The sequence below is a fragment of the Legionella sp. D16C41 genome, assembly GCF_048541585.1.
In the GTDB taxonomy this organism is placed as follows: domain Bacteria; phylum Pseudomonadota; class Gammaproteobacteria; order Legionellales; family Legionellaceae; genus Legionella_C.
The window spans coordinates 395,860-420,541 of sequence record NZ_CP183303.1 but is presented as its reverse complement, the minus strand read 5'-3'; the positions used below and the strand labels follow the sequence as shown (position 1 = coordinate 420,541).

Genomic DNA, 24,682 nt, shown 5'->3' with positions numbered 1-24,682 from the left:
CTTCCTTTAATAATTAGAATTTAAAATAATTGCCTATTAGCTACAATCTCTAGTCTAAGCTAGATTATAATACAGTTTTTTTATTGCCGGCTATCTATATAGTAAAATGTAGGTAACTTAAGTAGATAAAATCTTATTGTTTGCGAACAATCATTGCAGACCTACTTTGCCGTGTTACAATTATTATTTTTGATCGGATGATATCATGTTTGAAAACTTAACCGAACGCCTGACGCGTACTTTTAAATCTCTTAGTGGTCAAAGTAGGTTTACCGAAGAAAATACGCAACAAGCATTGCGTGAAATACGTTTGTCATTGCTAGAAGCTGATGTTGCTTTACCTGTTGTTAAGCAATTTATCGAACAAGCAAAAACAAAAGTACTCGGTCAAGAGGTTGATCTTAATCTTAAGCCTGAACAAGCATTGGTTAAAATAGTTCATGATGAATTAGTTCATTTCTTAGGTGATGAACGGGTCGATCTTAATTTTAAAACCCAACCACCAGCCGTATTTCTTATGGCAGGCTTACAAGGTTCTGGTAAAACAACAAGTGCTGCTAAATTAGCACGCTATTTAAAAGAACAAACCGATAAAAAAGTTATGCTGGTAAGCTTAGATATCTACCGACCAGCAGCTATTGAACAATTACAATTATTAGCCAATCAACTTAATGTGCCTTTTCATCCAGCCACCACGCAAGAGAAACCAGTTGATATTGCTAAGCAAGCCTTAGAAAGCGCTCGCAAGCAATATATGGATGTACTTATTGTAGATACTGCAGGACGGCTACATATCGATGACGAGATGATGACTGAAATTAAGGCCATTCATCAAGCCATTACCCCTATTGAAACCTTGTTTGTAGTGGATAGTATGACTGGGCAGGATGCAGCAAATACTGCTAAAGCCTTTCATGAAACGCTGCCTTTAACTGGTGTGATTTTAACAAAAATAGATGGTGATGCCCGAGGTGGTGCTGCCTTATCTGTTAAATCTATTACCGGTCAGCCCATTAAATTTTTAGGTAGTGGCGAAAAAATAGATGCCTTAGAGCCTTTTCACCCTGATCGTATTGCTTCACGTATTCTTGGTATGGGTGACATTTTATCCTTAATTGAAGAAGTTGAACGTAAAGCTGACAAAAAGGCAAGCGAGAAGCTAGCTAAAAAAATTAAAAAGGGTAAAGGTTTTGATTTAGAAGATTTTAAAGAACAACTGTTACAAATGAATAATATGGGTGGTATTACTGGAATGATGAGCAAATTACCAGGTATAGGCCAACTTCCGCAGCAAGCCATGAGTCAAGTTAATGATAAAGCCATGAATCAAACTATTGCCATTATTAATTCGATGACACTCAAAGAACGCCGTTTACCCAAAATTATTGTAGGCTCACGGAAAAAAAGAATCGCACAAGGCTCAGGAACTCAAATTCAGGATGTTAATCGTTTGTTAAAACAATACGAGCAGATGCAAAAGATGATGAAAAAATTTACAAAACCAGGCGGCCTTAAGCAAATGATGCGTGGTATTAAAGGTCTTCCCGGTTTAAAAGGTATGTTACCAGATGACTTTAAATAATTAGCTAGAGGACTTCCCTTACTGAGTTAATTTTCGTACAATACACGGCATTTTTACCGTAACACTCTTAAAGAGGAATATAATGGTCGTTATACGTTTATCAAGAGCAGGTGCAAAAAAGCGCCCTTTTTATCACATGGTTGTTACCGATAGTCGTAAACGTAGGGATGGAAACTACATTGAGCGCGTTGGGTACTTTAATCCTGTAGCACGTGGTCAAGAAGTTCGTTTACATCTGGATATGGAAAAAGTTACCCATTGGCAAAGCCAAGGTGCACAATTATCTGATCGTGTACGTGCTTTACTTAAAGAATACAAAAAAGCTGGTACTACTGAATAACGTGGTTGATGATGACTGGATTATTGTAGGGCGTTTTGGTCGGGCTCATGGAATTAAAGGATTTATTTCTGTTAATTCTTACACCGAACCGCGCACTAATATTCTTAATTATCAAGGCTGGTACGCTTATATTAACAAAAATTGGCAACCTGTACAGTTAATAGATGTAGAAGTAACTGATAAACATATCCTTGTTAAGGTAGAAAAATTTAGTGAGCGAGAACTTGCAATGAGCTTAACTAATTGTGAAATTAGGGTTCATAAGGAGCAATTGCCAAGCCTTAATCCAGGTGAATTTTACTGGCATCAACTTCTAGGATTAGAGGTTTTTAGTCAGCAAGGTGAACATTTCGGCAAAGTCGTTGAAATATTGCCTACTGGTTCTAATGATGTTTTAGTAGTGGAAGGCGAGGACAAAAGTAAACAAGTCTTAATTCCTTATCTACTTAACCAGTTTATAATAGATATAAATCTTGAAAACCAACGAATTATAGTTGATTGGGATACCAATTTTTAGTATTTGAGATGCCTTAAGCGGCAGAATTAACATAAATTATGTTAAGGTAGGCGTTAAAATTTGCTGATGTAGAGGCAGTTATTTAATATTGAGCATTGTAAAAGCGTAAGTCCAATGGTAGACACTTTGCATTTAGGCATAATTACTTTAATGCCTGAGATATTTGAAGGGCTAAACTATGGTATACCTGGCCGTACAGTGACTCAAGGCTTAGCAAAACTTCACTATTGGAATCCACGTGATTGGTCTTCTAGACTATACCGTCAGGTAGACGATAAACCATATGGTGGCGGACCAGGAATGGTTATGATGTATGAGCCTTTAAATGCTGCTATTTTGCATGCTAAGACGCAAATGCCTGAAACATGTAAGACAGTTTACTTAAGCCCTCAGGGTAAAAGAATCTGTCAATTAGAATTAAACGATATTGCCCAACACAGACAATCGCTACTTTTTATTGCGGGGCGATATGAAGGAATAGATGAACGAATCATTCAACATCATATTGATGAAGAATGGTCGATAGGTGATTTTGTTTTAAGCGGTGGTGAGTTAGCTGCTATGGTATTTATTGATGCTATCTTGCGTCTCCTACCGGGAAGCCTTGGTCACCCAAAATCAGCTGTAGAAGATTCATTTATGAATGGTTTACTTGATTATCCTCACTATACGAGGCCTGCAATTGTAGATGGAATGGAAGTTCCAGCAGTCTTACTTAGTGGAAATCATTATGAGATTGAACGTTGGCGCAGAAAACAAGCGCTTGGTAAAACATGGCTAAAACGCCCGGAGTTATTAGATTCAATTGAATTAAGTAATCTCGACAAGCAGCTACTTGTTGAGTTTAAACGCGAACACGGCGATTCCTGTTAGAAGCGCCATTTTGAGGAGTTACTTCATGACCAATATTATTGACCAACTAAACGCTGAGCAAATGCAAGGCAAAAAGATTCCTGATTTCAGCCCAGGTGACACTGTTTTAGTTCAAGTAAGGGTAAAAGAAGGCTCACGCGAGCGTTTACAAGCATTTGAAGGGGTGGTTATAGCCAAGCGCAATCGTGGGTTAAATTCTGCTTTTACAGTCAGAAAAATTTCCCACAATGTTGGCGTTGAGCGTGTTTTTCAAACTTATAGCCCTGTTGTTGATAGTATTACTGTTAAACGTCGTGGTGATGTACGCCGTGCTAAATTATATTATTTACGTGATTTAGCTGGTCGGGCTGCTCGTATTAAAGAAAAATTAGCTACTAAAAAAGATAGTTAATTTGCATGCTCATCGTTACTTCATTTGAAACACCAATTGGCTGGCTTCAAGTAGAGTTCGATGAGCATTATATTTATCAAGCTAACTTTACTCTTACTCCAATTATAAGTTCGGATGCTAACGACTTAACACAGCTAATAGCGGCTGAAATTAAGGCTTATTTTTATAATTGCCATCATCGTTTTCAATTACCGCTAAAACCACAAGGCACAACTTATCAGCAACGTGTTTGGAACGCGCTTTTAGTAATACCAGTAGGTCGAACCATCACTTATGGTGCACTAGCTAATACATTGCAAACCAGCCCACGCGCTATAGGACAAGCTTGCAAACGAAATCCTTTGGCCTTGTTTATACCCTGCCATCGTGTAGTTGGTAAAACATCTCATGGCGGTTATATGGGTGACCTTAAAGCTATTGATTATAAGATTAAGCTGCTAAAGCATGAATATTCAAACTTTGTTTAACTAAAATACCTACTACAACCTAGTCATTTCAGTTAAAAACTACATTTAACAAATTTATAAAATCTATATGACTCTAATCAAATTTAGTCGCTAGTAAAGCTTAGCAAATGGAAAGAAAATTAAGAAGGAATTTGTTCGTTTTTTTCTTGTTTAGTTTCAGCGTCTGCACTAAAGGTGAAAAGCGTATTAATAACTCCTTTCGTAAAAAAACCTACACAATATTTAGATTGTTCATATATACGTTGAAAAGTGGTTTTATCTTCTAGCTGTTTAAGGTAATTTTCCTCATGCACTAATATTAAATTCTGTTCTTGCTCAGCCCGTATTTTATTAAGATAAGAGAGGATTTCTTTTTTCACTGCAGAAGTACAAATAACTTGATTGCTAAGATAATCGTAAAGTGATCGTGCAATACCCATACGCATTCCAGTTTTCACTGTTTTTTCTTTTTCAGGTAAATTATCTAATAATTGAATATACTCTAAGCAAAGTTCTTGATAGCGGTTTATTATAAGAATTTGTTTGCCTAATTGTTCCATTAACTTAGAATATTTTGGTAATTTTTGTTCTAATGAAGCTGTTTTTTCAGCTAAACAAATATTATTTGTTGCCGTATTTAAGACTGGATTTGTTCGATTCATCCAGGCCTCAATTAGTTCAACATCGTTTAAGTTTGCATTGTTGTTTAAATTTGCATTGTTAAAGAAATTTCTTATATCGGTCAAACTTCCCTTAAAAAAGTTAAGTAGGCCTTTCTCTAAATAAATATAATACTGTATGGCAGCACTAATTATTATGGTACCAGCATAAGCTTTTTCGGCAGGTAAAATAAAAGAGTTTAAAAAAGCGTATAAAATTTGAATGGACTCTAATTCGTTGATTGAAAAATCAGAGTTAACAAGTTCGTAAATAGTTAAAACTAATAAACTATCAGCGCCTACAGATTTATCATCTGCGCTATATTTATTATGCACAAAAGTAGGCCATTCTAATGCCTCTATATAATTTCCTTGATGAAGCAAATCTAAAAATTGTTTGGTAGACAAATTATTCCCCCATCCTTATTTTGAAGAATAAAGCCTAATGCCAATATTGAGCTTGTTATTAGATTATTAAAACAAGTATTAGTCACTAAGGATAGACTGATTTTAAAAATTTATAAAATAAAATTACTGAGAACATATGCCACATTAAAAATGGATCTCAGAGAGCTGATACGCCTCAATATGATAACCCTCTGCATACACCAAAACTTAAGTACTGCCAACCTGTAATTAACCTATACAAAATGTGCCAAATACAGGCTTTCAGCAGGTTGGAGATGATCTATTACGCCAAAATTAAAGATCTTTTCTAAACAGTCGACAAAAAAATAAATAAGAGGAATATTATGGCTAAAATTAAAATTACCCTCCTACTTAGTTTACTTCCTATCCAGCTGGCCTTTGCTAATTGTGATCTGACGCGGTTTCGTTGGGAATGTGATATTCCTATTCACCCCAAGCCTACTAAAAGCGCTACATCACTTGTGTATTGTGGAACTAGTTACGGTTATGTGACGCCTGCAAATTTTGATATACTTTCACGTTACCATCGACGCAGTGTAAATATGGTACTTAAAATAAATGGTGAATTTGTGGAAGCACCTTGCATTCCGGGGCGACGTTAACGATTGCTTGTAAAAGAATAATTTTTGGTTAAAATGCCTACTATTTAATAACGTGGTGTTTTGTGATTAATAGTAGTCTTTTAGTCAATGCGCTTTGTGAGCAAGGATTTTATATTTGTGATCATTTCTTAGATGAGCAAGTTGCTTATTTATTGCAACATAACGCTCTAGCATTAATCAAGCAAGGTAAATTTCGTCCTGCTAGAATTGGTAATTTAACAAATACCAAGCAAAATACATCCATTCGAACAGATAAAATTTACTGGTTAGATGAATCCTTTCCCAATATTAAGCCCTTCTGGCAAGTAATAATGCAAATAAAACTAACTTTAAATGAACAACTTTATTTAAGTTTAACCGAATTAGAAACTCATTTTGCTTTTTACCAAACAGGCTCTTTTTATAAAAAACATATCGATCAATTTAAAAATAACTATCATAGAAAAATATCTTTTGTATATTATCTTAATCCTAACTGGCAACCAGACTATGGTGGTCAATTAACTCTTTATAATCAAGAAAATCAATTAATTACTTCTATTTTGCCCACTTATAATCGCTTTATTTGTTTCTTAAGTCACCTACCTCATGAAGTGCAAAAGACAACTATAGATAGACTTAGTATTACCGGCTGGCTAAAAACAAAAGCAAGCTTACTGATATAACCCTACTTTATAATTTTTATAGCCATTTAAGCTGCAAAATATATTACTAATTTCCATAATGTTTAATTGACGCGCGCTTAAGGTTAGTATTAAATGCTAGAAGGGAATTTCTTAGGAGCTAGGAATGCCACTGTCACCTCAATTTATTCAATTATTTAAAAAATTAACTACTGATTACTCGCAAAAAGCGAAAGGCGGCCTCATTTTTTATAAAAAGGACGAGCACTATGATTATATAACAAGCAACTTAAATAGCATTTTAACAAGTATCGAATACGGTGATGATGGAGGTAGCTTATTTGAAGATAAAAGCCTAATTTCCGTTTTAGCTGTTACAGCCACTCGTTATTTAGTAAGCGATCCATGGTTTGCCAATTTAGTTAGCACCTTTTTAAGTGAGTATTATGAAAAGGATAAAACATATAGCTTTATCACCGATCCAAATATGCTTATTCAAATTAATCCCGAGGCCAAACATTCCATTAATGTATTAAATGAATTACAGCGCGCCATTGGTAATTTACAAAATGCGCATCAAAGTCAAATAGCAATGTTAACTGATCAAATTAATTGTCAGCAAACAGAAATGAATTTATTAAAAGAGCAAAATGGACACTTAAGAGAGCAGGTAAGAGGCTTAGAGTCAGCCAAAAACCAATGGGAAAAACTATCTACAGCGGGACCTATCCTCGAACAAATAAAAAAAACTGTTGCTAGTTTAAATGACTTAATTACCACTAAACCTGAGCCAGACAAGCCGTTAGCTTTTACTAATGATTTTGTGCAGAAAGATACTAGCCAGGCAAAGCAGGATTTAATGGATGATAAATCAAATAATGAAATGAATAGTACTTCATTACCTATTGGCAGTGTAGCAATGATTTTAGATAATTTAACGCCTCCTCCTAAGGCCCCTACTCCGCCGCCTATTTGGACCTCTCCTAATATAACGAAGAAAAAAGATACTAGCGTAAAGCCAACTACTCTTAAGAGCTCAGAGTCTGATCAGCGCCCTATAGAGAAGCCTCCTGCTAAGACATTAAGTTTTCATTCAGAATTAGAAGAAAAAATTGCTGAGCGTCGCAGGAAAGGCAAGCAAAATGAAACGCTTGAAGTAGAAAAAAAAAGTACTCTCCAAATCTAGGCTTTTTTAATGATCCGAAATTACTAGAAAAACTGGCTAAAATTCGTGCAGCTAATCAATCTAGAGATTTAGAAGATTCCGAGGATGAAAATGATAGCTTTGCAAGTGACTATAATTACTAAGTAGAAAGCTTAAAACAGTCTAAGAGCACTTAACCACTAAGTGCTCGCCTAACCTAGTCTAGATACATGAGTAATTGGTATCATTAACAATACAAGTTATGGTATTTTAATGCATAGCTATACTTAATTTCTTAAGACTTGATCATTAATAAAGATCATACATGAAAAAGAGGCACCAAATACTCTAGTATACTAAGCTATGGTACTTTTAATGCTCTTTTTGTAATATATCTTACCTTATCACAGCTCGAAAGAAATTTATTCAAAATCTAATTAAGTATTGGTAATAAGAATTTATGTACGCTCTTGAAATTAAAGCTTTGCGAAAGGTTTATAAAAGTGGGGTTGAAGCCTTAAAAGGTATTGACTTAAATGTTAAGGCAGGCGATTTTTTTGCCCTGTTAGGTGCAAATGGTGCAGGTAAATCAACTACTATTGGCGTAATTACTACTCTTTTAACTAAGACATCTGGGACCATTAAGATTTGTGGATACAATTTAGATACCCATCCTGCACAAGCTAAATCCTGCTTAGGTTTAGTACCACAAGAATTTAATTTAAATATTTTCGAAACATGTGAACAAATTTTAATTAATGAAGCCGGTTTTTATGGTATCACACGCCATATGGCAAAGCCGCGTGTTGACGAATTACTTCAACAACTTGGATTATGGGAAAAACGACAAGTTATTGCCCGCCATTTATCCGGTGGTATGAAGCGTCGCTTAATGATTGCCCGCGCACTTATTCATAAACCTAAAGTTTTAATTCTTGACGAGCCAACAGCAGGCGTAGATATTGAAATTAGACGTAGCATGTGGGATTTTTTCACTAAAACGAACGCTGAAGGCACTACCATTATTTTAACTACACACTACTTAGAAGAAGCAGAACAGCTTTGTAAAAATATTGCCATTATCAATAAAGGTGAGATTGTTAAGAACACTTCAATGAAAAAACTACTCACAAGTTTACATCATCAAACGTTAATCTTTACCACACAAGCCCCTATAGCAGAATTACCACCACTTAACCCTTTTACACCTCAATTAATTGATTCTTATACTTTTGAACTGCGAATTGATAATAGTGTGAGCTTAAATGATGTTTTTAAACGTTTAAGTGAGGTAGGTATTCATATACATAGTTTAAGAAATAAAACGAATCGCTTAGAAGAGCTTTTTTTGGATTTAATTAATCATGACCATTAATCAACAGTTCATTGGCTTATATACTATTGTTAGACGCGAAACTGTAAGAATGTTTCGCATAGCAAGTCAAGTATTCTTACCGCCAGTTATTACTACTGCCCTTTATTTTTTAATCTTTGGTAGCTTAATTGGCAAACGCATTGGTCCTATTGAGGGCGTAGATTACACAACCTTTATTGCCCCAGGCTTAGTAATGATGTCCGTGATTACTAATGCTTACGGCAATGTTTCAACCTCTTTATTTAGTTTGCGTTTCCAAAAAAGTATTGAAGAAATTTTGGTAAGCCCTCTGCACAATGGCCTACTTTTATTAGGTTATGTATTAGGTGGTATCATTCGTGGCGTCATCGTAGCGTTTTTAGTAATTATAGTAGCTGGCTTCTTTGTAACATTGCATATTAGTAATATTCCTCTCACAATTTTAGTTATTGTTTTAGTATCTGCTTTATTTTCCTTAGCAGGTTTTACTAATGCTATGATTGCACGAAACTTTGATGATGTTATGCTTATTCCAACCTTTGTTTTAGCGCCACTTACCTACCTTGGAGGCGTTTTTTATTCAACCAGTATGCTATCGCCTATGTGGCAGAAAATTTCTCACTTTAATCCTATCTTATATAAAGTTAATGCCTTACGACATGCCATGATTGGACATGAAGAAGTAGATATTCATCTGTCTATGACCATTATTTGTTCAATAGTTATTGCTTTGACTATCCTAAATTTAATCCTGTTAAAAAAAGGAGTTGGTTTAAGAGATTAATAGTAAGCCCTCATGACAGTTTGTTGAGAGGTTTATTGATTTATTGAACTTTATGACCAACAATAAATAGTAATGACTGCTTAGTATAGCGTCATCCACTAAATTTTAAGCAAATTGCGAGAGTGTAAGGTGAAAGGCGTACATGACGTATATGACGAACGAGCTTACAACAGAGTATAAAGCTTAGTTGATGATACTAGATTTGCTAATAACTTAAAGATGGATCTTGATTATGGCAAAATTTAATTTAAAAACTTTAGCAATCTTACTTATTGTTACTTTTCCAATATGTAGCTTTGCTTATACACCCGATCAGATTAGTGAATGGACAGAAGAAACATTAATGGCTACCCTTATTGCTGGCCAGCATGAAACAATTTCTGAAGCCGCTAATGTGCACCGCTTTTATAAACATCGAGCTTGGCGTACTATGGAAGTTTTTTTAAATCACTATTTAGGTAATAGTGTAGAAGCTAATTTTCGCGGCCAACCTCCCATTACACTTCAGCCAGAGCCTATTTTACCAGCAGTCATTGTAGAACCAGAAGATTGTGATGAAGCTAGCTGCTGGCGTGTCCATCAATCATTTATTATTCCTGAAATAAATAAAAAAGTAGAATTTACCGCTTTAGTAGCTACTGCCAATCCCGCTCACTCTTCTCCATTAATTATTAATACTTTAGATATTATTGTTAGTCCTTACTAAATTAAGTATTAAGTTTTTGCAAAAAATTGCTATTAACAGTCAATCTCAAGCGAAAAAAGTACTGCAAAATGCGCATTTACGCTATGGAAACTGCACTTTTAACATTGCGGACCTTGTCTCAATATCAACAGTTTCCAAAGAAGTCCTATATTACAATAAACGTATAATAGGTGTGCTGTTTTATAAACAATATAAATAGCTAAGACTAAATTGTAGTTGATGAGCATACACGCTACCTATCTTTGGTGGTGGAAATACCTCACCAAAATAGGATTTTTTAAGCTGACTTCTACCCCAATCAGCCAATTCATAGCCCATGCCAAACTCCCAATTCTTAGCAAGTTTAACCTGAAAACCTAAGCCTATTGTGTAGGCGAATGAGCCTTTAGTACTTGCAGGAAATTTTAATAAGGTAAGCGCGCCATTATTGCCATTATTATAGTTATAAAAATTAAGGGGGGGATTGGTTTTAAATGAATCAGATGCATTGAAACTATAACCAAAACTGCCACTAATATAGGGTTGAATCCATAGATCCGGACAAGCAAAGAATAGTCCTTTTAAAGCCACATGAGCATGACTGATTTTATAACGGTAACTTGCTACCGGTATTAAATTCAATGCCAAGGTTCCATGTAAATCTGCTTCGGTTGTAGCGGCAAAAGCAATACCTAGGCGCTGGGTTACCCAAGGCGTTAATGGCCGTTGTAACGCAAAAAACACCTCACCTGAGGTAACAGTTTCTGTAGTTTCACGCGCTAAATATTGGGTATACTGATAATTCGGTGATATACCTGGAGGAGTGTAGTAAGTTTGGGTTTCTCCTGGACTTGCCCAAGTGGGCCCCATACTGAGAGTAATAACTTTTGTCCAATCTGGAGTAAAAAAAGTAAAATCTTCAGCGAAAACAGTCGTAGCTAAACAAGCACTAGCTATAGATATCACAAATCTTTTGCAACTCACAATGCATCCTTGTACTTAAATATCTTAATTTTACGCTAACTAATAAGCGCCACTAATTAGACTCCACTTCAGTTATCATCAAGCAACTTAAGAAGGAATTTTTTTTCAAGATAGATAGTATATTTCAAGTAAATATGTTGCAACTTAAATTCTAAAAAATTGTCTAATTAACCTGATTTATCTTTCCTACGTTTAAAACCTATTGCTTCTAAACGTTGTTCAATTTGAGGGTGGGTAGAAAAAGCATTAAATAGTGATTTAACTGGATCAATGCTTGAAGGGTCAAATAAATAAGAAGCTTGCCGAATCTGTTCGTGCGGGGTCTCCCCATATTCATGGCTATATTCATTAGCGTGATTTAAATGATCTTGACTTATTTTTAATAAAGCCCGTGCCATAGGCTCGTTATCGCGCATCAATTCTACTGAGCCAGAATCTGCCATATATTCGCGAGTACGACTTAAGAAAAGTGTTAAGAGAACGGTTATTAAAGGCAATACATAACGTAAAACAATGATTACTGTCGCTAAAGTATTAGCGTTATTATTTTGTCGGCGATCATTATTGCCGCGGTAAATTACAGAATAAAATAGAATATCAATTACAATCAGTAAAATATTACTTAATACAGCAACGGTTAAGGTTAATTTAATATCATTATGGCGTATATGACTAAGCTCATGGGCCATAACTGCTTGTAGTTCGGCTCGATCTAGTTTTTCAATTAGACCTCGGGTAATAGCGACCATAGCTGATTTTTCACTATAACCACTTGCAAATGCATTCATATAATCTGCTTCAATAAGATATACTTTGGGCATATATCTTAAGCCTGCAGCAACTTTCATCTCTTCTACAACATTATAAAGTTGTTTTTCTTGCAGATTCTGTGCATTTTCTGCAGTGATTTCGTGATATTCAGTACCTAGCAACATAATAGTATCGTACATCGAATAGGTAACTAATAAGGAAATACCGGCAATAACCGCCATAATAATTGTTGCCCAAGGCACAATTTTAAATGTTATTAGTGCTGTAAGTATTTGCGTTAAAGGAACATTAGGGTAGTTAGAAATATTAATGGCACTATCAGCAATTAATCCAACGCCAACATAGATTAAAATAAACGTTATAATAACTAGGCGAGTTTTGCGTTCATTACGCTTAAGCCCTTCTCGCCAGTTACCAACACTTGCCTCATAATCACTAATCGGCATGCTTATTACTCAATTAAAATTTAACTGTATAATTTTCATTAGCCTTAATTTGCTCTTCGGGTAATGACCAATATTCAAATTCTTTATCTAATTTTGCTGGGAAAAAATTTACGACCATTGATTCAAAGAAAGATTTTTTCTTAGCGTAATAACGTTCAACACTATCGTTATAAGCTTGCTTTGCATAAGCAAGTTTATTTTCAGTATTAACGATTTCTTCTTGTAGTTGCATAACGTTTTGATTTGCTTTTAAGTCAGGGTATTGTTCAAAAACCACATTTAAACCTGAAGCAATTTGGGAAATGCCATTTTCCGCTGCAATCCTTGCTTTTTCATCACCAGAAGCTCTTGCAGCTTGTGCTTGATTACGTAGTGCAACAACGTCTTTTAATGTTGTCTGCTCATAATCCATATATTTTTTTACAGTTTCAATTAAAGACTCAAACACTTTAAAGCGACGATCAAGTTGAATATCAATTTGACGTTTATTATTATTAATTGATTCTATCATGCCGATTAAAGTATTAAATATACCAATCGCCCAAAAAAACAATACCGCTAAGATAATTAATATAACTATTAAAAACTTAGTCATCTGATTTTCCCAACTGATTTAATTATTACTAATTATGGCTCTAACAGGCTAAAAATCAATGTTAAAATGCTTGAAAATTGTTAACAGCAAGCTAATGCAGCTGAAAGAGCATAGACTAGACTATACAGAGCAAGCGCATGCCCTCACACAAGAGCATGCAAAGCCTAAACTATCGAAGTATTGAAGAGGTTTGCAAATTATTACTTAAATCTTCAACTATTTGTAATGATTTAGAGACATCAGCGCCACAACCACCGCTAAAGAATGTAAAGCAACTAATACGCTTCATATTTACCGCTTGATAAAGTTCAGACTCTTTATTCCCCATTTCAACCGCTAAGGAGACGGTAGGCTCTAAATTATTAAGGGCTGAAAGAATACTATTTAATTTTTTCTGACTGTTTTGCCAATAAGGATTCCATCGATGACTAGCGCCATGATGTAAACGGTCTAAAACTTGATATAAGGAGTTACCTGTTAAACCTTTTGTTTTAAGCCAGGCAAGCATTTCTTCATAATTGGCTGGCCTCTCGTTTGATTCATTTAAAATAGGCTGTAAGGCTAAATCCGCACGTTTATTTTTAGCTAGTATAGCGATCTTAGCAGTATCTTGTTCTAAACCTAGTGACGGTACAAATTGTTTACTAGGACTTTGCGTTGGCAAAGGTTTCTCAGAAACATTAGCTATAGGCTGCTGAGATGGCGATTTTGTTGGCTGGTTATTATCTATTTCAGCACATAAATTTTCGTTATAAGCTACTTGTGGAAGCGCTATTATACCTAATTCAATTTTTTTGTTTTCTTGTAGCGCTTGATATCTTTCTTTTAACTCATTAATAACAAGTACTTGCGAAGGAGCCAATTTATCCTGGCCAATGCTTTTAATCCGTCTATTGTGCCGCTTTATTAACTGTTGCATAGCATGAGCACTACGGCAGTCAAAAAGCCCGTCATAATCTCTTTGATATTGCTTTTTTAGGTTTTTAAATTGTTTTTCAGGTTCATTATTATTTTTTTTCTTAGTCATGATCAGCTTCATTATGATTATAATTTAATCGCAGTATAACAAATACAATCATAATGTCTGTAATAAAACAGCAAATTTACGTAATAGGAATTTAATATTATCTAGTTTAAACACTGTTAATTAATTTCAAATAACGTGTTGAAAGCATTAATAATGCATATTTAGCAGCATTAATTTGAATTCTAGCTCGGCTTCCTTGAAAACGCTTAGTTTCCGTTGTAAATTTTAGCTTTCCTTGTTTTTTAATTCCCCAAGCAAAACAAACCGTACCTGGCGCAACATCATCCATAGGTTCATCACCTGTTATACCAGTCGTAGCAATAACAACATTAGCACTACTGCCTTCTAAAGCACCTTTAGCCATTTCAAGCGCCACTTCTTCACTGGTTAAAGTATACTTATCAATAGTTGTTTGTTTCACGGCTAAAAGTCTTTTTTTAGCGTTTGAAGAGTAAACAACAAAGCCTGCGTCTAGACAGGTTCCACACCCTTCAATTTTTCCTAATAAGGCAAGAATTTGTCCTGCTGTACATGACTCAGCAGTGACTAAGGTAAGCTCCGTTTCTTTAAGGAAAGTAACTACTTGTTTTATTGTTTTCATATACCACTACCTAAAATAAAATATTTTTAATTTTTAACTGTAAAAATTTAATTAAGCTTAGCTAATTTTCGATGGATAGTTGTAGCAGCAATCGCTGCATGGCTCTCAGCCACACAAATTTGATATAAATTAGAGACTAAATCACCTATGGCAAATAACCCTTTAATAGAAGTTTCATAACAATGATTTACCAATAATTTTCCATCTTTATGCTTTGCATTAAGCATAAGGGCTAAAGCAGTATGCTTAATACAACCCAGAGCGGAATAAAGACAATGGTAGTGCTCTTTTTGGCCATCAGCAAAATAAAGCGTTGCCCCCTTATCTATAGTCAGTTCAACTTTCACTAAGGGTAAGGAATTAACAATTAACCCCGCTTGTTTAATATCTTTCAGTTCTTTCTTAGTCCAGTGCGGCTCACGGCCTAAAGTAAGTAAAGTAATATATGGCGTGTAATGGCGCAAAAATATAGCTTCAGCTAGACCATCCTTCCCTTCACCTATTACGGCAATTTTTTGATCAATAATTTCAAAACCATCACAAATAGGGCAGTGACGAATTAATCCTAGTCGTACTGCATCATTAACAAAAGGTAGCTCCGGTTCAATATCTTTTACACCAGTAGCTAAAATAATGTATTTACTTAAAATTTCCCCTTGGCTACTTTTCGCTATAAAGTGCCCATCAACTTGGCTTAATGACTCAATTTTCTCTCTGACTACAGCTATATTATAAGGCTGTAATTGCTGCTTTAACCGCTCTAGTAATTCATTACCAGAAATGCCGTTCACAAAACCAGGATAATTATGAGAAGTAGGGATTAAGGAAGCTCTACTGTAACTACAATCATAAATAGCAATATTGCGACGGAAGCGCGCTAAATAAATAGCAGCTGTTAATCCAGCAGGCCCTGCACCAACTATTAGACAATCCTTTATCTCCGTCTCCATTATTAACCCTATTAAAATTTAATAGTGCTTTTAAATAAGCGTAGACTAAGAATAGGTTTCTAGAATCTATTAAAGTAGCCAGAAGGTACTTATTTTCTGTAGTTCATTGCGCACATGCTTTTATATAATCCACTACAGTCCTTAAAAATCTAGATCTTTTTCTCATCCTAGCGACTTTGAAAACAGTGCTAATAAATTTGAAAATAAATTAAAAGGATAATAGCCGCTAACATTAAGAAGAAAGTAATAAAACCTAATATGTTTGATAGTCTGTTATTAGTAAAATTGCCCATTATTTTTTTATTGTTAGCCATATGTAGCACAATTAATATTAAAATGGGCGCTATAATGCCATAGAAAATAGCCGTATAAATTAAAGCATCAATAACCGATATTCCAACGAAATTGATACTTAAGCCTAATATTAATGAGATAAAAATTGTTCCATAAAAAGCTTTTGCCTGATAATATTTTTTATCTAAGCTACCTCGCCAATTAAATGTTGCTGAGAGAGTATAAGAAAGACAACCTGTTAACACCGGAATTGCAAGTAATCCTGTACCAATTACTCCTAGTGCAAATAACAAATAGGCAAATCGTCCAGCTAGTGGCTCTAAAGCTTTTGCGGCTTGCTCTACAGTATCAATATGCTGAATACCCGCCTTAAATAAGGTAGCTCCCGTCGTTAAAATAATAAAATACATAATTAAATTGGAAAATAGCATACCAAATTGAATATCAAATTTAACTTCACTCATTGTTCTTTTATTAACAATCACTTTTTTTATTTGATGTTTTTTATGCTCTACTACCATAGTCGCTTGCCAAAAAAACAAATAAGGTGAAATGGTTGTACCTAATATTGCGACTAAAATATTTATAAACTCTTTATTAAAATGAATGGTGGGAATAAAAGTATATTTAAGTACTTGTAGTAAATCTGGTTTAATTAAGAAAGGAATAATTAAATACAGTAAAAGCGATAAGCATAGGTATTTTAAAACAGCAGCAATTTTCTGATAGGGTAAAAAAACAATTGCTATAGTTAAAATAAGGGTAAATAAAATAGAAAATACATAAGTAGGAACTGCTGGGATAAGTAAATGGGTAACAGCTCCCATGCCCGCAATATCAGCACCAATGTTTAAAATAATAGCAGGGATGCAAAAAAATAAAACAAGATATAGTATGGTTAATGAATAATGTTTTTTAATATTACTTACTAACCCCTCACCAGTCACTGCACCAATACGAGCACACATTTCTTGAATGGACGCCATTAAAGGAAAGGTAATTAGTGCCGTCCAAAGTGTAGCAAAACCAAATTGCGCACCAGCTTGAGAGTAGGTAGCAATTCCCGATGGATCGTCATCGCTGGCGCCTGTAATCAATCCTGGCCCTAATAACTTTAAAAACCCTGAAAATATTTTTTTAGTCTTATTCTTATTTTTCATAATCACTTTTAACTTCTTAAAGCATCTAGCTGTAAGGATTGCCTGATTTGTCTAAATTTCTGCCATGGATCAGCTTTTAAATTCTTTAAACGTTTAGGCAATGTTCGTATGGTATAAAATGTATCATTAAAATTATCTGTAAGTTCATCCCAATAAAGTGGCGTTGCGACAGGCGCATGCAAGCGAGCGCGCGTAGAATAAGCGCTAATGGCTGTTGCGCTGCGCTGATTGCGCAAATAATCGATAAATATTTTTCCTCTACGCTTAGTTTTAGTCATTTTACTGACATAAGCATCTGGCCTTAATTTTTCTAAAAATTGCACAAAAACTTCAGTAAATTGCTTTACATCATCCCAAGTATATTCAGGTAAAATAGGAATAACTACGTGTAACCCTTTCCCTCCAGTTGTTTTAATAAAACACGTTAGTTTAATTTCTTCTAAGTATTTTTTTATTTCCAAAGCAGCTTGTACTACTTCTTTCCAAAGAACATCTGGGGCAGGATCTAGATCAATGGTAATAGTATCCGGATATTCTAAACTCTCAATATGACTTCCCCATGGGTGAATTTCTAAAACACCCATTTGTATTAAACTTAGTAACCCTTGTTTATCTTTAAGATAAAGATATTGCTCCGTTTCAGTTCTTCCTTTAACAGCTAAAGAATAAAGTGACGGAGAGCTATGGGCGGAAAGATGCTTTTGATAAAAACATGTTGAGTACTTTTCCGGGCACCTTACCAGCGTTAGTAGGCGATCTTTTATATGAGGTAAGATATATTCACTTAGTTCATCATAATAACTAAATAACTCACCTTTGGTGATCTTGTCTTCAGAATAAATAATTTTATCGGCATGAGTTATACTAACGCCCCTTTGTTGCTTTACCTTTTTTTTAGTTGGTTTAGCTACCGACTTATTAATTTTTTCAATTGCTTTCTCAACTTCTTTATGGACGGCTTTCGCTTCTTTATCATAGCGCAAGCCCTGAAAACTGGGATGGCGCAAGCGTTCATCATTAGTCCACTCAGTAAATTCAACTTCTGCAACTAAAACTGGTTTTACCCATAAAGCCTTAGAGGCATCGGGCGGCCTTGAATTAAAGGGATTCTTAGCTTCACGATTTTTTTCAAGCTCTTTAAAAACCGATTTTAATGATGCTTTAGTAAAACCTGTGCCTACATTACCGCAATAATGTAATTGACCTTGACTATCGTAAAATCCTACCAATAATGAGCCAAAATAATCTCTTGCACCCTTAGGTAAGGTATAGCCACCAACCACAAACTCTTGACGTTTAATGCACTTCACCTTAACCCAATCCTCACTACGCTTTTCTAAATAAGGAGAATTAATTTTTTTTGAAACAATTCCCTCTAAAGCTAGCGCGCAAGATTGTTTTAATACCTCTTCACCTTGATCAATAATGTGATCACTGAAACGTAAAATTTGTTTATTACTATTTTCTAAAAGCGTTATTAAAGTTTTTTTTCTTTCTATTAGCGGCTTCTCTCTTAAATCAAACTGCTCAACATAAAGCAAATCAAAAATATAATAAATAAAAGGGATTTCCTTATTAGCTTTAACTGAATTTTGTAAAAGTTGAAAATTAGATTTATGGTTTTCATCCAATACTACAATTTCACCATCAAAAATTCCTCGTTTTACAGGTAATTTCTTAAGCTCAGCAACGACATTAGGAAAATTACTAGTCCAATCTTTATTATTACGCGACATTAGCCGAATCGTGTTGCCGTTTTTAAATGCAATAATTCGATATCCGTCAAATTTAATTTCATGAAGCCAATCAGGTCCTTCTGGTATTTCAGCAACTAAGGTCGCAAGCTCGGGTGATATAGTCTCTGGAAAAGTCGATTGGTTGGTATTTTCTGATAAGGCAGAAGCTAATTGTTTGGCAATGTCTGATTTTTTGGTTTTTGGGGCTTTCTTTAAACCTTGTTTATCCCAACTATAAGTATAGTGCTCAGTAATTTCTTCTAAACTTTGTTCAGTTAAGACGCTGTTAGGTTTAGCTTCTGTAATATCATAGGTCGTCAATAACTTTGCTTCTTTATCTTTAAATTTAACTAAAAACCAAACCTTCTTATCTCGATTTGATTGGATTAAATCCCAACGCCCTTTTAACTTTTCAGCCTTTAAGTCAAAACGCAAATGTCCTTTTTGATAAGCTGCTAAGGGGTCTTCATCTAGAGCATGCCAGCTACCTTTATCCCAAAGCATAACAGTGCCACCACCATATTCACCAGCCGGAATAATCCCTTCAAAAGAGCCGTATTCGACGGGATGATCTTCTACTTGCATAGCTAGACGCTTTACGCTTGGGTCTAGAGAAGGTCCTTTAGGTACAGCCCAGCTTTTAAGCACACCGTCTAATTCGAGACGAAAATCATAGTGGAGGTGGCTCGCAGCATGTTTTTGAATAATAAAAAGATTTTTATGAGTATGTTGAACCTTGCCTTCAGGCTCTGGTGTCTTATTAAAATCCCTTTTTTCATGGTATTTTTTTAAACTCATAAATGCATCCTTCTTGAAAGTCCCTTTAATCGAGAAGATTAAATAGTCTTACTTTATGATGTTGTTTTGCCACTTAAACTCTGTCTTAAAAGTCAATTAAAGCAGTGTAGAGCTGATTTCTTATAGTTCGCTGCCATCCTTGAAAGAGTCCTTTTTGTTTCTTAGCGACGCTGAAAACAAGTTCTTATAATTCACTATAAGCTATAATCTACTGAGAAAGCAAAATCATACTTTAGTGGTAGATAGGGTAAAATTCGTACCTTTAAATGCAACTATATTTTGCATACGCACCAGCTCTTAGCCTGAAAGCCAAGGTTTATTAGGGCTTAAAAGCTTAAAGAGGATGTTTGCCAAACTTATTTAGCCAACAGCGGTTTTAAAAATTGCCCCGTGTAGGATCCTTTGCACTCAGCAACCGCTTCCGGTGTGCCTGTTGCAATAATTTTTCCGCCTTTACTACCTCCTTCGGGGCCTAAATCTATAATCCAATCTGCAGTTTTAATCACATCTAAGTTATGTTCAATGATGATAATCGTATTGCCTTGTTCACGCAGTCGAAATAACACCGCTAGTAGCTGCTTGGTATCATGAAAATGTAAACCTGTTGTAGGCTCATCAAGGATATAGAGTGTTTTACCTGTATCACGCTTAGATAATTCACGGGCAAGCTTAATACGTTGAGCCTCACCGCCGGATAGTGTCGTTGCACTCTGACCAATGTGAATATAAGATAATCCTACATCAATTAACGTTTGACATTTCCTTGCTATAACCGGAATGGCATCAAAAAACTCTCGCGCCTCTTCAACAGTCATTTCTAATACTTCATGAATATTTTTGCCTTTATATTGAATTTCTAACGTTTCGCGATTATAGCGCTTACCTTTACATACATCGCATGCCACATAAATATCAGGTAGAAAATGCATTTCAACTTTAATCAAGCCATCACCCTGACAGGCCTCGCAACGCCCTCCCTTAACATTAAAACTAAAACGGCCAGGTTGATAACCGCGAGCGCGTGCTTCAGGTGTATTTGAAAATAATTCACGAATTGGCGTAAATACCCCTGTATAAGTAGCAGGATTAGAACGAGGCGTACGACCGATAGGACTTTGATCAATATCAATAACTTTGTCACAAAGCTCTAATCCTTGAATATTATTTACGGCACCCACGCACATTAAACTAGCACGATTAAGTTTATTAGCGGCAATGGGATATAAGGTATCATTAATTAAACTTGATTTTCCGGAACCAGAAACTCCTGTAATACAAGTTACCAATCCTAGTGGAATACTAACTTTAATATTGTTTAAGTTATTGCAACTAACACCTAATAAATGCAGCATACGTGATTCATCAATAGGTCTTCTTTGCGCAGGTATAGCAATGCACTCTACGCCAGATAAATATTTACCCGTTAAGGAGGCTGGATTTTTAATGATTTCAGCCGGGCTTCCACAAGCAACAATTTTTCCGCCATGCACACCTGCTCCAGGGCCTACATCTAAAACATAATCAGCGGCGCGAATAGCATCTTCATCATGCTCAACTACGATAATGGTATTACCTAAATTACGTAAGTGCACTAGTGTTTTTAAAAGCCGGTCATTATCGCGTTGATGTAATCCAATAGATGGTTCATCTAAAATATACATGACCCCCACTAACCCTGAGCCAATTTGACTTGCTAAACGAATACGCTGAGCCTCACCACCTGATAAAGTTTCAGCACTACGCGTTAAGGAAAGATAATCTAAACCGACGTTGACTAAAAAACCAAGCCGCTCCACGATCTCTTTATTAATTTTATCAGCAATTTCACCACGCGAACCCGTTAAATGTAAATTTTTAAAGAATTCATAAGCCTTATCGATAGAGTATGCACAAAGTTCCGGTAGATTCTTATTATCAATAAAAACATTTCTTGCCTCTTCTCGCAAACGCGTACCAAAACAGGCAGGACAGGGACGAGAAGATAGATATTTTGCTAATTCTTCACGGGTTGTTAAAGATTCTGACTCATGGTAGCGACGCTGCATATTAGGAATAATGCCTTCAAAAGCATGACGTCTAATGAAGTATCCTCCCCGCGGCCGTTGATAACGAAATTCAATTTCTTCCTTACCACTGCCCTGTAAAACAACATTTTTTACTTTCTCAGGCAAATCACAAAAAGGGGTTTCTAGATCAAATCGATAATGATGAGCTAATGATTCCAATAAGGAATAATAGTAGGTGGTTTTTCTATCCCAACCACGTACGGCTCCTGCTGCTAAGCTGACTGTTTCATCATGAATGACACGGTCGGGATCAAAAAACTGGTTAACCCCTAAGCCATCACAAGTAGAACAGGCACCCATAGGGTTATTAAAAGAAAATAATCTTGGCTCTAGTTCACTTAAGCTATATCCGCATTCAGGACAAGCAAACTTTGACGAAAAAACCAGATCAGGAAAACTTCCATCTAAAGCAACAACTAATACAAGACCTTCTGCTAAATGAAGCGCATTTTCAAAAGATTCACTAAGACGCTGCTTAATATCAGGACGAATTTTAAAACGATCTACTACTACTTCAATAGTGTGTTTTTGTCGCAACGATAATTTAGGAGGGTCATCTAATTCATAAATCTCACCATCAATTCGTGCACGAATATAACCTTGAGCTTGTAATTGTTGTAATAGCTGTAAATGTTCACCTTTGCGCTCACGCACAACAGGCGCTAAAATCATAGCCTTACTATCGATTGGTAGAGTTAAAACTTGGTCAACCATCTGACTTACCGTTTGCGCATGCAAACTAAGTTTATGAATAGGACAACGAGGTTCGCCCACACGAGCAAAAAGCAATCGTAAATAGTCATAAACTTCGGTAATTGTTCCCACTGTTGAGCGTGGATTATGAGAAGTAGCTTTTTGCTCAATAGAAATAGCAGGCGATAAGCCTTCAATAGCATCGACATCAGGCTTTTCCATAACCGATAAAAATTGACGGGCATAAGCGGAAAGCGACTCTACATAACGACGCTGTCCTTCTGCATATAAAGTATCAAAGGCAAGGGATGACTTCCCTGAGCCAGACAGCCCTGTAATTACGGTTAATTGATTACGAGGAATTTTAACATCAATATTTTTTAAATTATGAGTTCTTGCGCCTCGAATACTAATTGATTGCATAAGACTAATCATCTTGCTATAAAAAATTACAAATTATATACCCATTCCACTTGAAAGTAATGGTTTTCAATAGACTTCTAATGTTGATTGAATTTAATTGCTATACTAATTAACGTTAAAAAGAGAAAAAACCTCTAAGGAAATGATATGTCTAAGGGTTTTTATAAGTTACTTTGGCTTCTTATCTTTATACCTTGCTTAGGCTACGCTAATGATGCACAAGTACTTACTTGGACAAGGCAAACTCTATCTAAAACTCTATGCATAAGCTATCAAACTATTGATAGTCAGCTAAGTTCAGTTAAAACAAATTATACATTAGAAGCTTGGCAAAATTTAAAAAGTTTTTTAGGTGATAAGATTATTATGGTACGAGACAATCGGCTTACTTTGCATCCTAAAGCAGTTAAAACCAATCAGTTAGTTGCGAAACAAGGTTTTAGAAATATTATTTACTGGCGTGTTAATCAAGGTTTTGATATTCCTGAGTTAAAAATGATGATTTATTTTTCAGTGATTGTCATTCCTGCTAAAAATCCTCCTTATTTAATTCAAAGTCTTAATGTAACTACATTAGATTATTAATTTTCTTGCAAAAGAAACCATTTGTATTGCTAATTTTAAAAATTTATTAAACAATTCGTAGTGACTTAAAAAATTTTAGGAATTTCGGCTCAGGAGCAAAGGGATAAGCTATTAAGTTTTGTTAAATTCTTGCAAGCTCATACTAATCAATAAATTATGATGAAAGCTACTTTCTTTACTTCTTGCATTCTTACGCTTTGGTTATTTGTTATTAAGCTACTTTCTGCCTATTCCTCATTTCTACTTTATTAGAATGCTGCCTCATAAGAGCGTATCTTAATTTAGTGTTCATCTTAAACTTTTTTATTAGTCGTTTCATATTGTTAATAAATTATTTCGGTATGTATAGGAGCAGCAATGAAAAAACATTATCCGTGGTTAATTTTATCAGCTAGTTTAACGGTTGGAAGTGCAAATGCAGGAACAATGGGACCTGTCGTTGAACCTTCTCCATGGCGCTGGGTAGGCACACTAAGCGCAGGACCTGTGTGGATTGATAATGTAAAATCGCAAACCTTTTTTTTAACGCCTGAGATTGTAAAAACTTATACAGTCAATGACGATAATTCTCCTGTATTTAATGGAGAAATCTTTATCGGTGCTCAACAAATGTGGTCACCAAGCTTCTATAGCCAATGGGGACTGGCTGTTGCAGCAACTACTAACGCGAAATTGTCAGGTCATATTTGGGATGATGCCGATCCAGAATTTGATAACCTCACTTATCGGTATAAAATTCAGCATACTTATGTGGCTTTCAAAGGTAAATTACTAGCTGATATGGGCTATTGGTTTATGCCTTGGCTCAGTGGCAGCGTAGGTGTGGGCTTTAATCATGCACACGACTTTACTAACAAGCCTTTGATTTTTGAAGCACTGCCTAACCCTAATTTTACTTCTCACAATGAAACAAGCTTTTCCTATACAGTTGGAGCTGGAGTACAAATGACAGTTAATTCTAATTGGCAAGTCGGGGTTGGTTATGAATTTGCTGACTGGGGAAAAAATACATTAGGACGCGCAGCAGGACAAACTACTCATTCCAGTTTAGGACACGATCACCTTTATACGAATGGTGTTTTATTTAATCTTACTTATCTAGCTTAAAGATAACCTAAGACTAA

The 24,682-nt window shown here is 35.3% G+C and carries 24 protein-coding genes; 14 read left to right on the top strand and 10 right to left on the bottom strand.

Annotation, left to right across the window (positions count from 1 at the left end):
* The first annotated feature begins 205 nt into the window (after window positions 1-205).
* The 6 genes from ffh to ACNVED_RS01930 all read left to right on the top strand — a co-directional run bounded on the left by ffh (window position 206) and on the right by ACNVED_RS01930 (window position 4,170).
* On the top strand, window positions 206-1,582 hold the full coding sequence (gene ffh / locus ACNVED_RS01955) for a signal recognition particle protein (RefSeq protein ID WP_419420084.1): 1,377 nt from the start codon (window positions 206-208) through the stop codon (window positions 1,580-1,582).
* A gap of 82 nt (window positions 1,583-1,664) precedes the next feature.
* The gene (gene rpsP / locus ACNVED_RS01950; RefSeq protein WP_419420083.1) at window positions 1,665-1,922 is read left to right on the top strand and encodes a 30S ribosomal protein S16; all 258 of its coding nucleotides are present in this window, start codon (window positions 1,665-1,667) and stop codon (window positions 1,920-1,922) included.
* Window positions 1,915-2,439 (top strand): ribosome maturation factor RimM, encoded by a 525-nt coding sequence (gene rimM / locus ACNVED_RS01945; protein ID WP_419421132.1) that lies wholly within the window; start codon window positions 1,915-1,917, stop codon window positions 2,437-2,439. The genes rpsP and rimM overlap by 8 nt, the downstream gene beginning before the upstream one ends.
* A gap of 114 nt (window positions 2,440-2,553) precedes the next feature.
* The gene (gene trmD / locus ACNVED_RS01940; RefSeq protein ID WP_419420082.1) at window positions 2,554-3,312 is read left to right on the top strand and encodes a tRNA (guanosine(37)-N1)-methyltransferase TrmD; all 759 of its coding nucleotides are present in this window, start codon (window positions 2,554-2,556) and stop codon (window positions 3,310-3,312) included.
* A 25-nt stretch (window positions 3,313-3,337) separates the two neighbouring features.
* Window positions 3,338-3,703, top strand: coding sequence for a 50S ribosomal protein L19 (rplS, locus tag ACNVED_RS01935; RefSeq protein WP_419420081.1), 366 nt, complete (start codon window positions 3,338-3,340; stop codon window positions 3,701-3,703).
* Between the two features lie 5 nt (window positions 3,704-3,708).
* Complete coding sequence (locus tag ACNVED_RS01930; RefSeq protein ID WP_419420080.1) at window positions 3,709-4,170, top strand: methylated-DNA--[protein]-cysteine S-methyltransferase; 462 nt, start codon at window positions 3,709-3,711, stop codon at window positions 4,168-4,170.
* 119 nt (window positions 4,171-4,289) lie between these two features.
* Here ACNVED_RS01930 and ACNVED_RS01925 read toward each other — a convergent pair whose 3' ends face one another.
* Window positions 4,290-5,216, bottom strand: coding sequence for a helical bundle domain-containing protein (locus tag ACNVED_RS01925; protein WP_419420079.1), 927 nt, complete (start codon window positions 5,214-5,216; stop codon window positions 4,290-4,292).
* A gap of 344 nt (window positions 5,217-5,560) precedes the next feature.
* Between ACNVED_RS01925 and ACNVED_RS01920 the strand changes: the two genes are divergently transcribed.
* The 6 genes from ACNVED_RS01920 to ACNVED_RS01895 all read left to right on the top strand — a co-directional run bounded on the left by ACNVED_RS01920 (window position 5,561) and on the right by ACNVED_RS01895 (window position 10,450).
* A complete protein-coding gene (locus ACNVED_RS01920; protein WP_419420078.1) occupies window positions 5,561-5,839 on the top strand; it encodes a hypothetical protein in 279 nt (92 codons plus the stop codon).
* Between the two features lie 62 nt (window positions 5,840-5,901).
* Window positions 5,902-6,504: a 2OG-Fe(II) oxygenase gene (locus tag ACNVED_RS01915; RefSeq protein WP_419420077.1), complete on the top strand. Its 603-nt coding sequence runs from the start codon at window positions 5,902-5,904 to the stop codon at window positions 6,502-6,504.
* Window positions 6,505-6,628: 124 nt separating this feature from the next.
* Entirely contained in the window at window positions 6,629-7,648 is a 1,020-nt protein-coding gene (locus tag ACNVED_RS01910) for a hypothetical protein (RefSeq protein WP_419420076.1), read from the top strand.
* A gap of 418 nt (window positions 7,649-8,066) precedes the next feature.
* Entirely contained in the window at window positions 8,067-8,981 is a 915-nt protein-coding gene (locus ACNVED_RS01905; protein ID WP_419420075.1) for an ABC transporter ATP-binding protein, read from the top strand.
* Window positions 8,971-9,744, top strand: coding sequence for an ABC transporter permease (locus ACNVED_RS01900; RefSeq protein WP_419420074.1), 774 nt, complete (start codon window positions 8,971-8,973; stop codon window positions 9,742-9,744). Before ACNVED_RS01905 ends, ACNVED_RS01900 begins: the two co-directional genes overlap by 11 nt.
* Before the next feature lie 232 nt (window positions 9,745-9,976).
* Window positions 9,977-10,450, top strand: coding sequence for a hypothetical protein (locus tag ACNVED_RS01895; protein ID WP_419420073.1), 474 nt, complete (start codon window positions 9,977-9,979; stop codon window positions 10,448-10,450).
* 180 nt (window positions 10,451-10,630) lie between these two features.
* Here ACNVED_RS01895 and ACNVED_RS01890 read toward each other — a convergent pair whose 3' ends face one another.
* The 9 genes from ACNVED_RS01890 to uvrA all read right to left on the bottom strand — a co-directional run bounded on the left by ACNVED_RS01890 (window position 10,631) and on the right by uvrA (window position 22,973).
* Entirely contained in the window at window positions 10,631-11,413 is a 783-nt protein-coding gene (locus ACNVED_RS01890) for a hypothetical protein (RefSeq protein ID WP_419420072.1), read from the bottom strand.
* A gap of 167 nt (window positions 11,414-11,580) precedes the next feature.
* Window positions 11,581-12,630, bottom strand: coding sequence for a zinc metalloprotease HtpX (gene htpX / locus ACNVED_RS01885; RefSeq protein WP_419420071.1), 1,050 nt, complete (start codon window positions 12,628-12,630; stop codon window positions 11,581-11,583).
* Between the two features lie 13 nt (window positions 12,631-12,643).
* Window positions 12,644-13,225 carry a LemA family protein gene (locus ACNVED_RS01880; protein ID WP_419420070.1) on the bottom strand — a complete coding sequence of 194 codons (582 nt, stop codon included), beginning with the start codon at window positions 13,223-13,225 and terminating at the stop codon, window positions 12,644-12,646.
* Window positions 13,226-13,394: 169 nt separating this feature from the next.
* Window positions 13,395-14,252, bottom strand: a complete 858-nt coding sequence (locus ACNVED_RS01875; RefSeq protein WP_419420069.1) for a hypothetical protein — start codon at window positions 14,250-14,252, stop codon at window positions 13,395-13,397.
* A 106-nt stretch (window positions 14,253-14,358) separates the two neighbouring features.
* On the bottom strand, window positions 14,359-14,853 hold the full coding sequence (locus ACNVED_RS01870) for a CinA family protein (RefSeq protein WP_419420068.1): 495 nt from the start codon (window positions 14,851-14,853) through the stop codon (window positions 14,359-14,361).
* A gap of 47 nt (window positions 14,854-14,900) precedes the next feature.
* The gene (locus ACNVED_RS01865; RefSeq protein ID WP_419420067.1) at window positions 14,901-15,803 is read right to left on the bottom strand and encodes an NAD(P)/FAD-dependent oxidoreductase; all 903 of its coding nucleotides are present in this window, start codon (window positions 15,801-15,803) and stop codon (window positions 14,901-14,903) included.
* A gap of 188 nt (window positions 15,804-15,991) precedes the next feature.
* Window positions 15,992-17,257, bottom strand: coding sequence for an NRAMP family divalent metal transporter (locus ACNVED_RS01860; protein WP_419420066.1), 1,266 nt, complete (start codon window positions 17,255-17,257; stop codon window positions 15,992-15,994).
* A gap of 8 nt (window positions 17,258-17,265) precedes the next feature.
* Entirely contained in the window at window positions 17,266-19,791 is a 2,526-nt protein-coding gene (gene ligD, locus ACNVED_RS01855; RefSeq protein WP_419420065.1) for a DNA ligase D, read from the bottom strand.
* Between the two features lie 356 nt (window positions 19,792-20,147).
* Window positions 20,148-22,973 (bottom strand): excinuclease ABC subunit UvrA, encoded by a 2,826-nt coding sequence (uvrA, locus tag ACNVED_RS01850; protein WP_419420064.1) that lies wholly within the window; start codon window positions 22,971-22,973, stop codon window positions 20,148-20,150.
* Between the two features lie 147 nt (window positions 22,974-23,120).
* On the opposite strand from uvrA, the gene ACNVED_RS01845 reads away from it, so the two are divergent.
* Together ACNVED_RS01845 and ACNVED_RS01840 are read left to right on the top strand one after the other, a co-directional pair.
* Window positions 23,121-23,558: a hypothetical protein gene (locus ACNVED_RS01845; protein ID WP_419420063.1), complete on the top strand. Its 438-nt coding sequence runs from the start codon at window positions 23,121-23,123 to the stop codon at window positions 23,556-23,558.
* A 357-nt stretch (window positions 23,559-23,915) separates the two neighbouring features.
* The gene (locus ACNVED_RS01840; protein ID WP_419420062.1) at window positions 23,916-24,665 is read left to right on the top strand and encodes an outer membrane protein; all 750 of its coding nucleotides are present in this window, start codon (window positions 23,916-23,918) and stop codon (window positions 24,663-24,665) included.
* Window positions 24,666-24,682: the final 17 nt, after the last annotated feature.

Bases quoted from the DNA above. Each gene is read 5' to 3' on its own strand.
- ACNVED_RS01905 (WP_419420075.1), top strand. From the start codon at position 8,067: ATGTACGCTCTTGAAATTAAAGCTTTGCGAAAGGTTTATAAAAGTGGG.
- ACNVED_RS01920 (WP_419420078.1), top strand. From the start codon at position 5,561: ATGGCTAAAATTAAAATTACCCTCCTACTTAGTTTACTTCCTATCCAG.
- ACNVED_RS01840 (WP_419420062.1), top strand. From the start codon at position 23,916: ATGAAAAAACATTATCCGTGGTTAATTTTATCAGCTAGTTTAACGGTT.
- ACNVED_RS01880 (WP_419420070.1), bottom strand. From the start codon at position 13,225: ATGACTAAGTTTTTAATAGTTATATTAATTATCTTAGCGGTATTGTTT.
- ACNVED_RS01910 (WP_419420076.1), top strand. From the start codon at position 6,629: ATGCCACTGTCACCTCAATTTATTCAATTATTTAAAAAATTAACTACT.
- ACNVED_RS01865 (WP_419420067.1), bottom strand. From the start codon at position 15,803: ATGGAGACGGAGATAAAGGATTGTCTAATAGTTGGTGCAGGGCCTGCT.
- ACNVED_RS01875 (WP_419420069.1), bottom strand. From the start codon at position 14,252: ATGACTAAGAAAAAAAATAATAATGAACCTGAAAAACAATTTAAAAAC.
- uvrA (WP_419420064.1), bottom strand. From the start codon at position 22,973: ATGCAATCAATTAGTATTCGAGGCGCAAGAACTCATAATTTAAAAAAT.
- htpX (WP_419420071.1), bottom strand. From the start codon at position 12,630: ATGCCGATTAGTGATTATGAGGCAAGTGTTGGTAACTGGCGAGAAGGG.
- ffh (WP_419420084.1), top strand. From the start codon at position 206: ATGTTTGAAAACTTAACCGAACGCCTGACGCGTACTTTTAAATCTCTT.
- ACNVED_RS01930 (WP_419420080.1), top strand. From the start codon at position 3,709: ATGCTCATCGTTACTTCATTTGAAACACCAATTGGCTGGCTTCAAGTA.
- ACNVED_RS01900 (WP_419420074.1), top strand. From the start codon at position 8,971: ATGACCATTAATCAACAGTTCATTGGCTTATATACTATTGTTAGACGC.
- rpsP (WP_419420083.1), top strand. From the start codon at position 1,665: ATGGTCGTTATACGTTTATCAAGAGCAGGTGCAAAAAAGCGCCCTTTT.
- ACNVED_RS01860 (WP_419420066.1), bottom strand. From the start codon at position 17,257: ATGAAAAATAAGAATAAGACTAAAAAAATATTTTCAGGGTTTTTAAAG.
- ACNVED_RS01870 (WP_419420068.1), bottom strand. From the start codon at position 14,853: ATGAAAACAATAAAACAAGTAGTTACTTTCCTTAAAGAAACGGAGCTT.
- ACNVED_RS01845 (WP_419420063.1), top strand. From the start codon at position 23,121: ATGTCTAAGGGTTTTTATAAGTTACTTTGGCTTCTTATCTTTATACCT.
- ACNVED_RS01895 (WP_419420073.1), top strand. From the start codon at position 9,977: ATGGCAAAATTTAATTTAAAAACTTTAGCAATCTTACTTATTGTTACT.
- rplS (WP_419420081.1), top strand. From the start codon at position 3,338: ATGACCAATATTATTGACCAACTAAACGCTGAGCAAATGCAAGGCAAA.
- ligD (WP_419420065.1), bottom strand. From the start codon at position 19,791: ATGAGTTTAAAAAAATACCATGAAAAAAGGGATTTTAATAAGACACCA.
- trmD (WP_419420082.1), top strand. From the start codon at position 2,554: ATGGTAGACACTTTGCATTTAGGCATAATTACTTTAATGCCTGAGATA.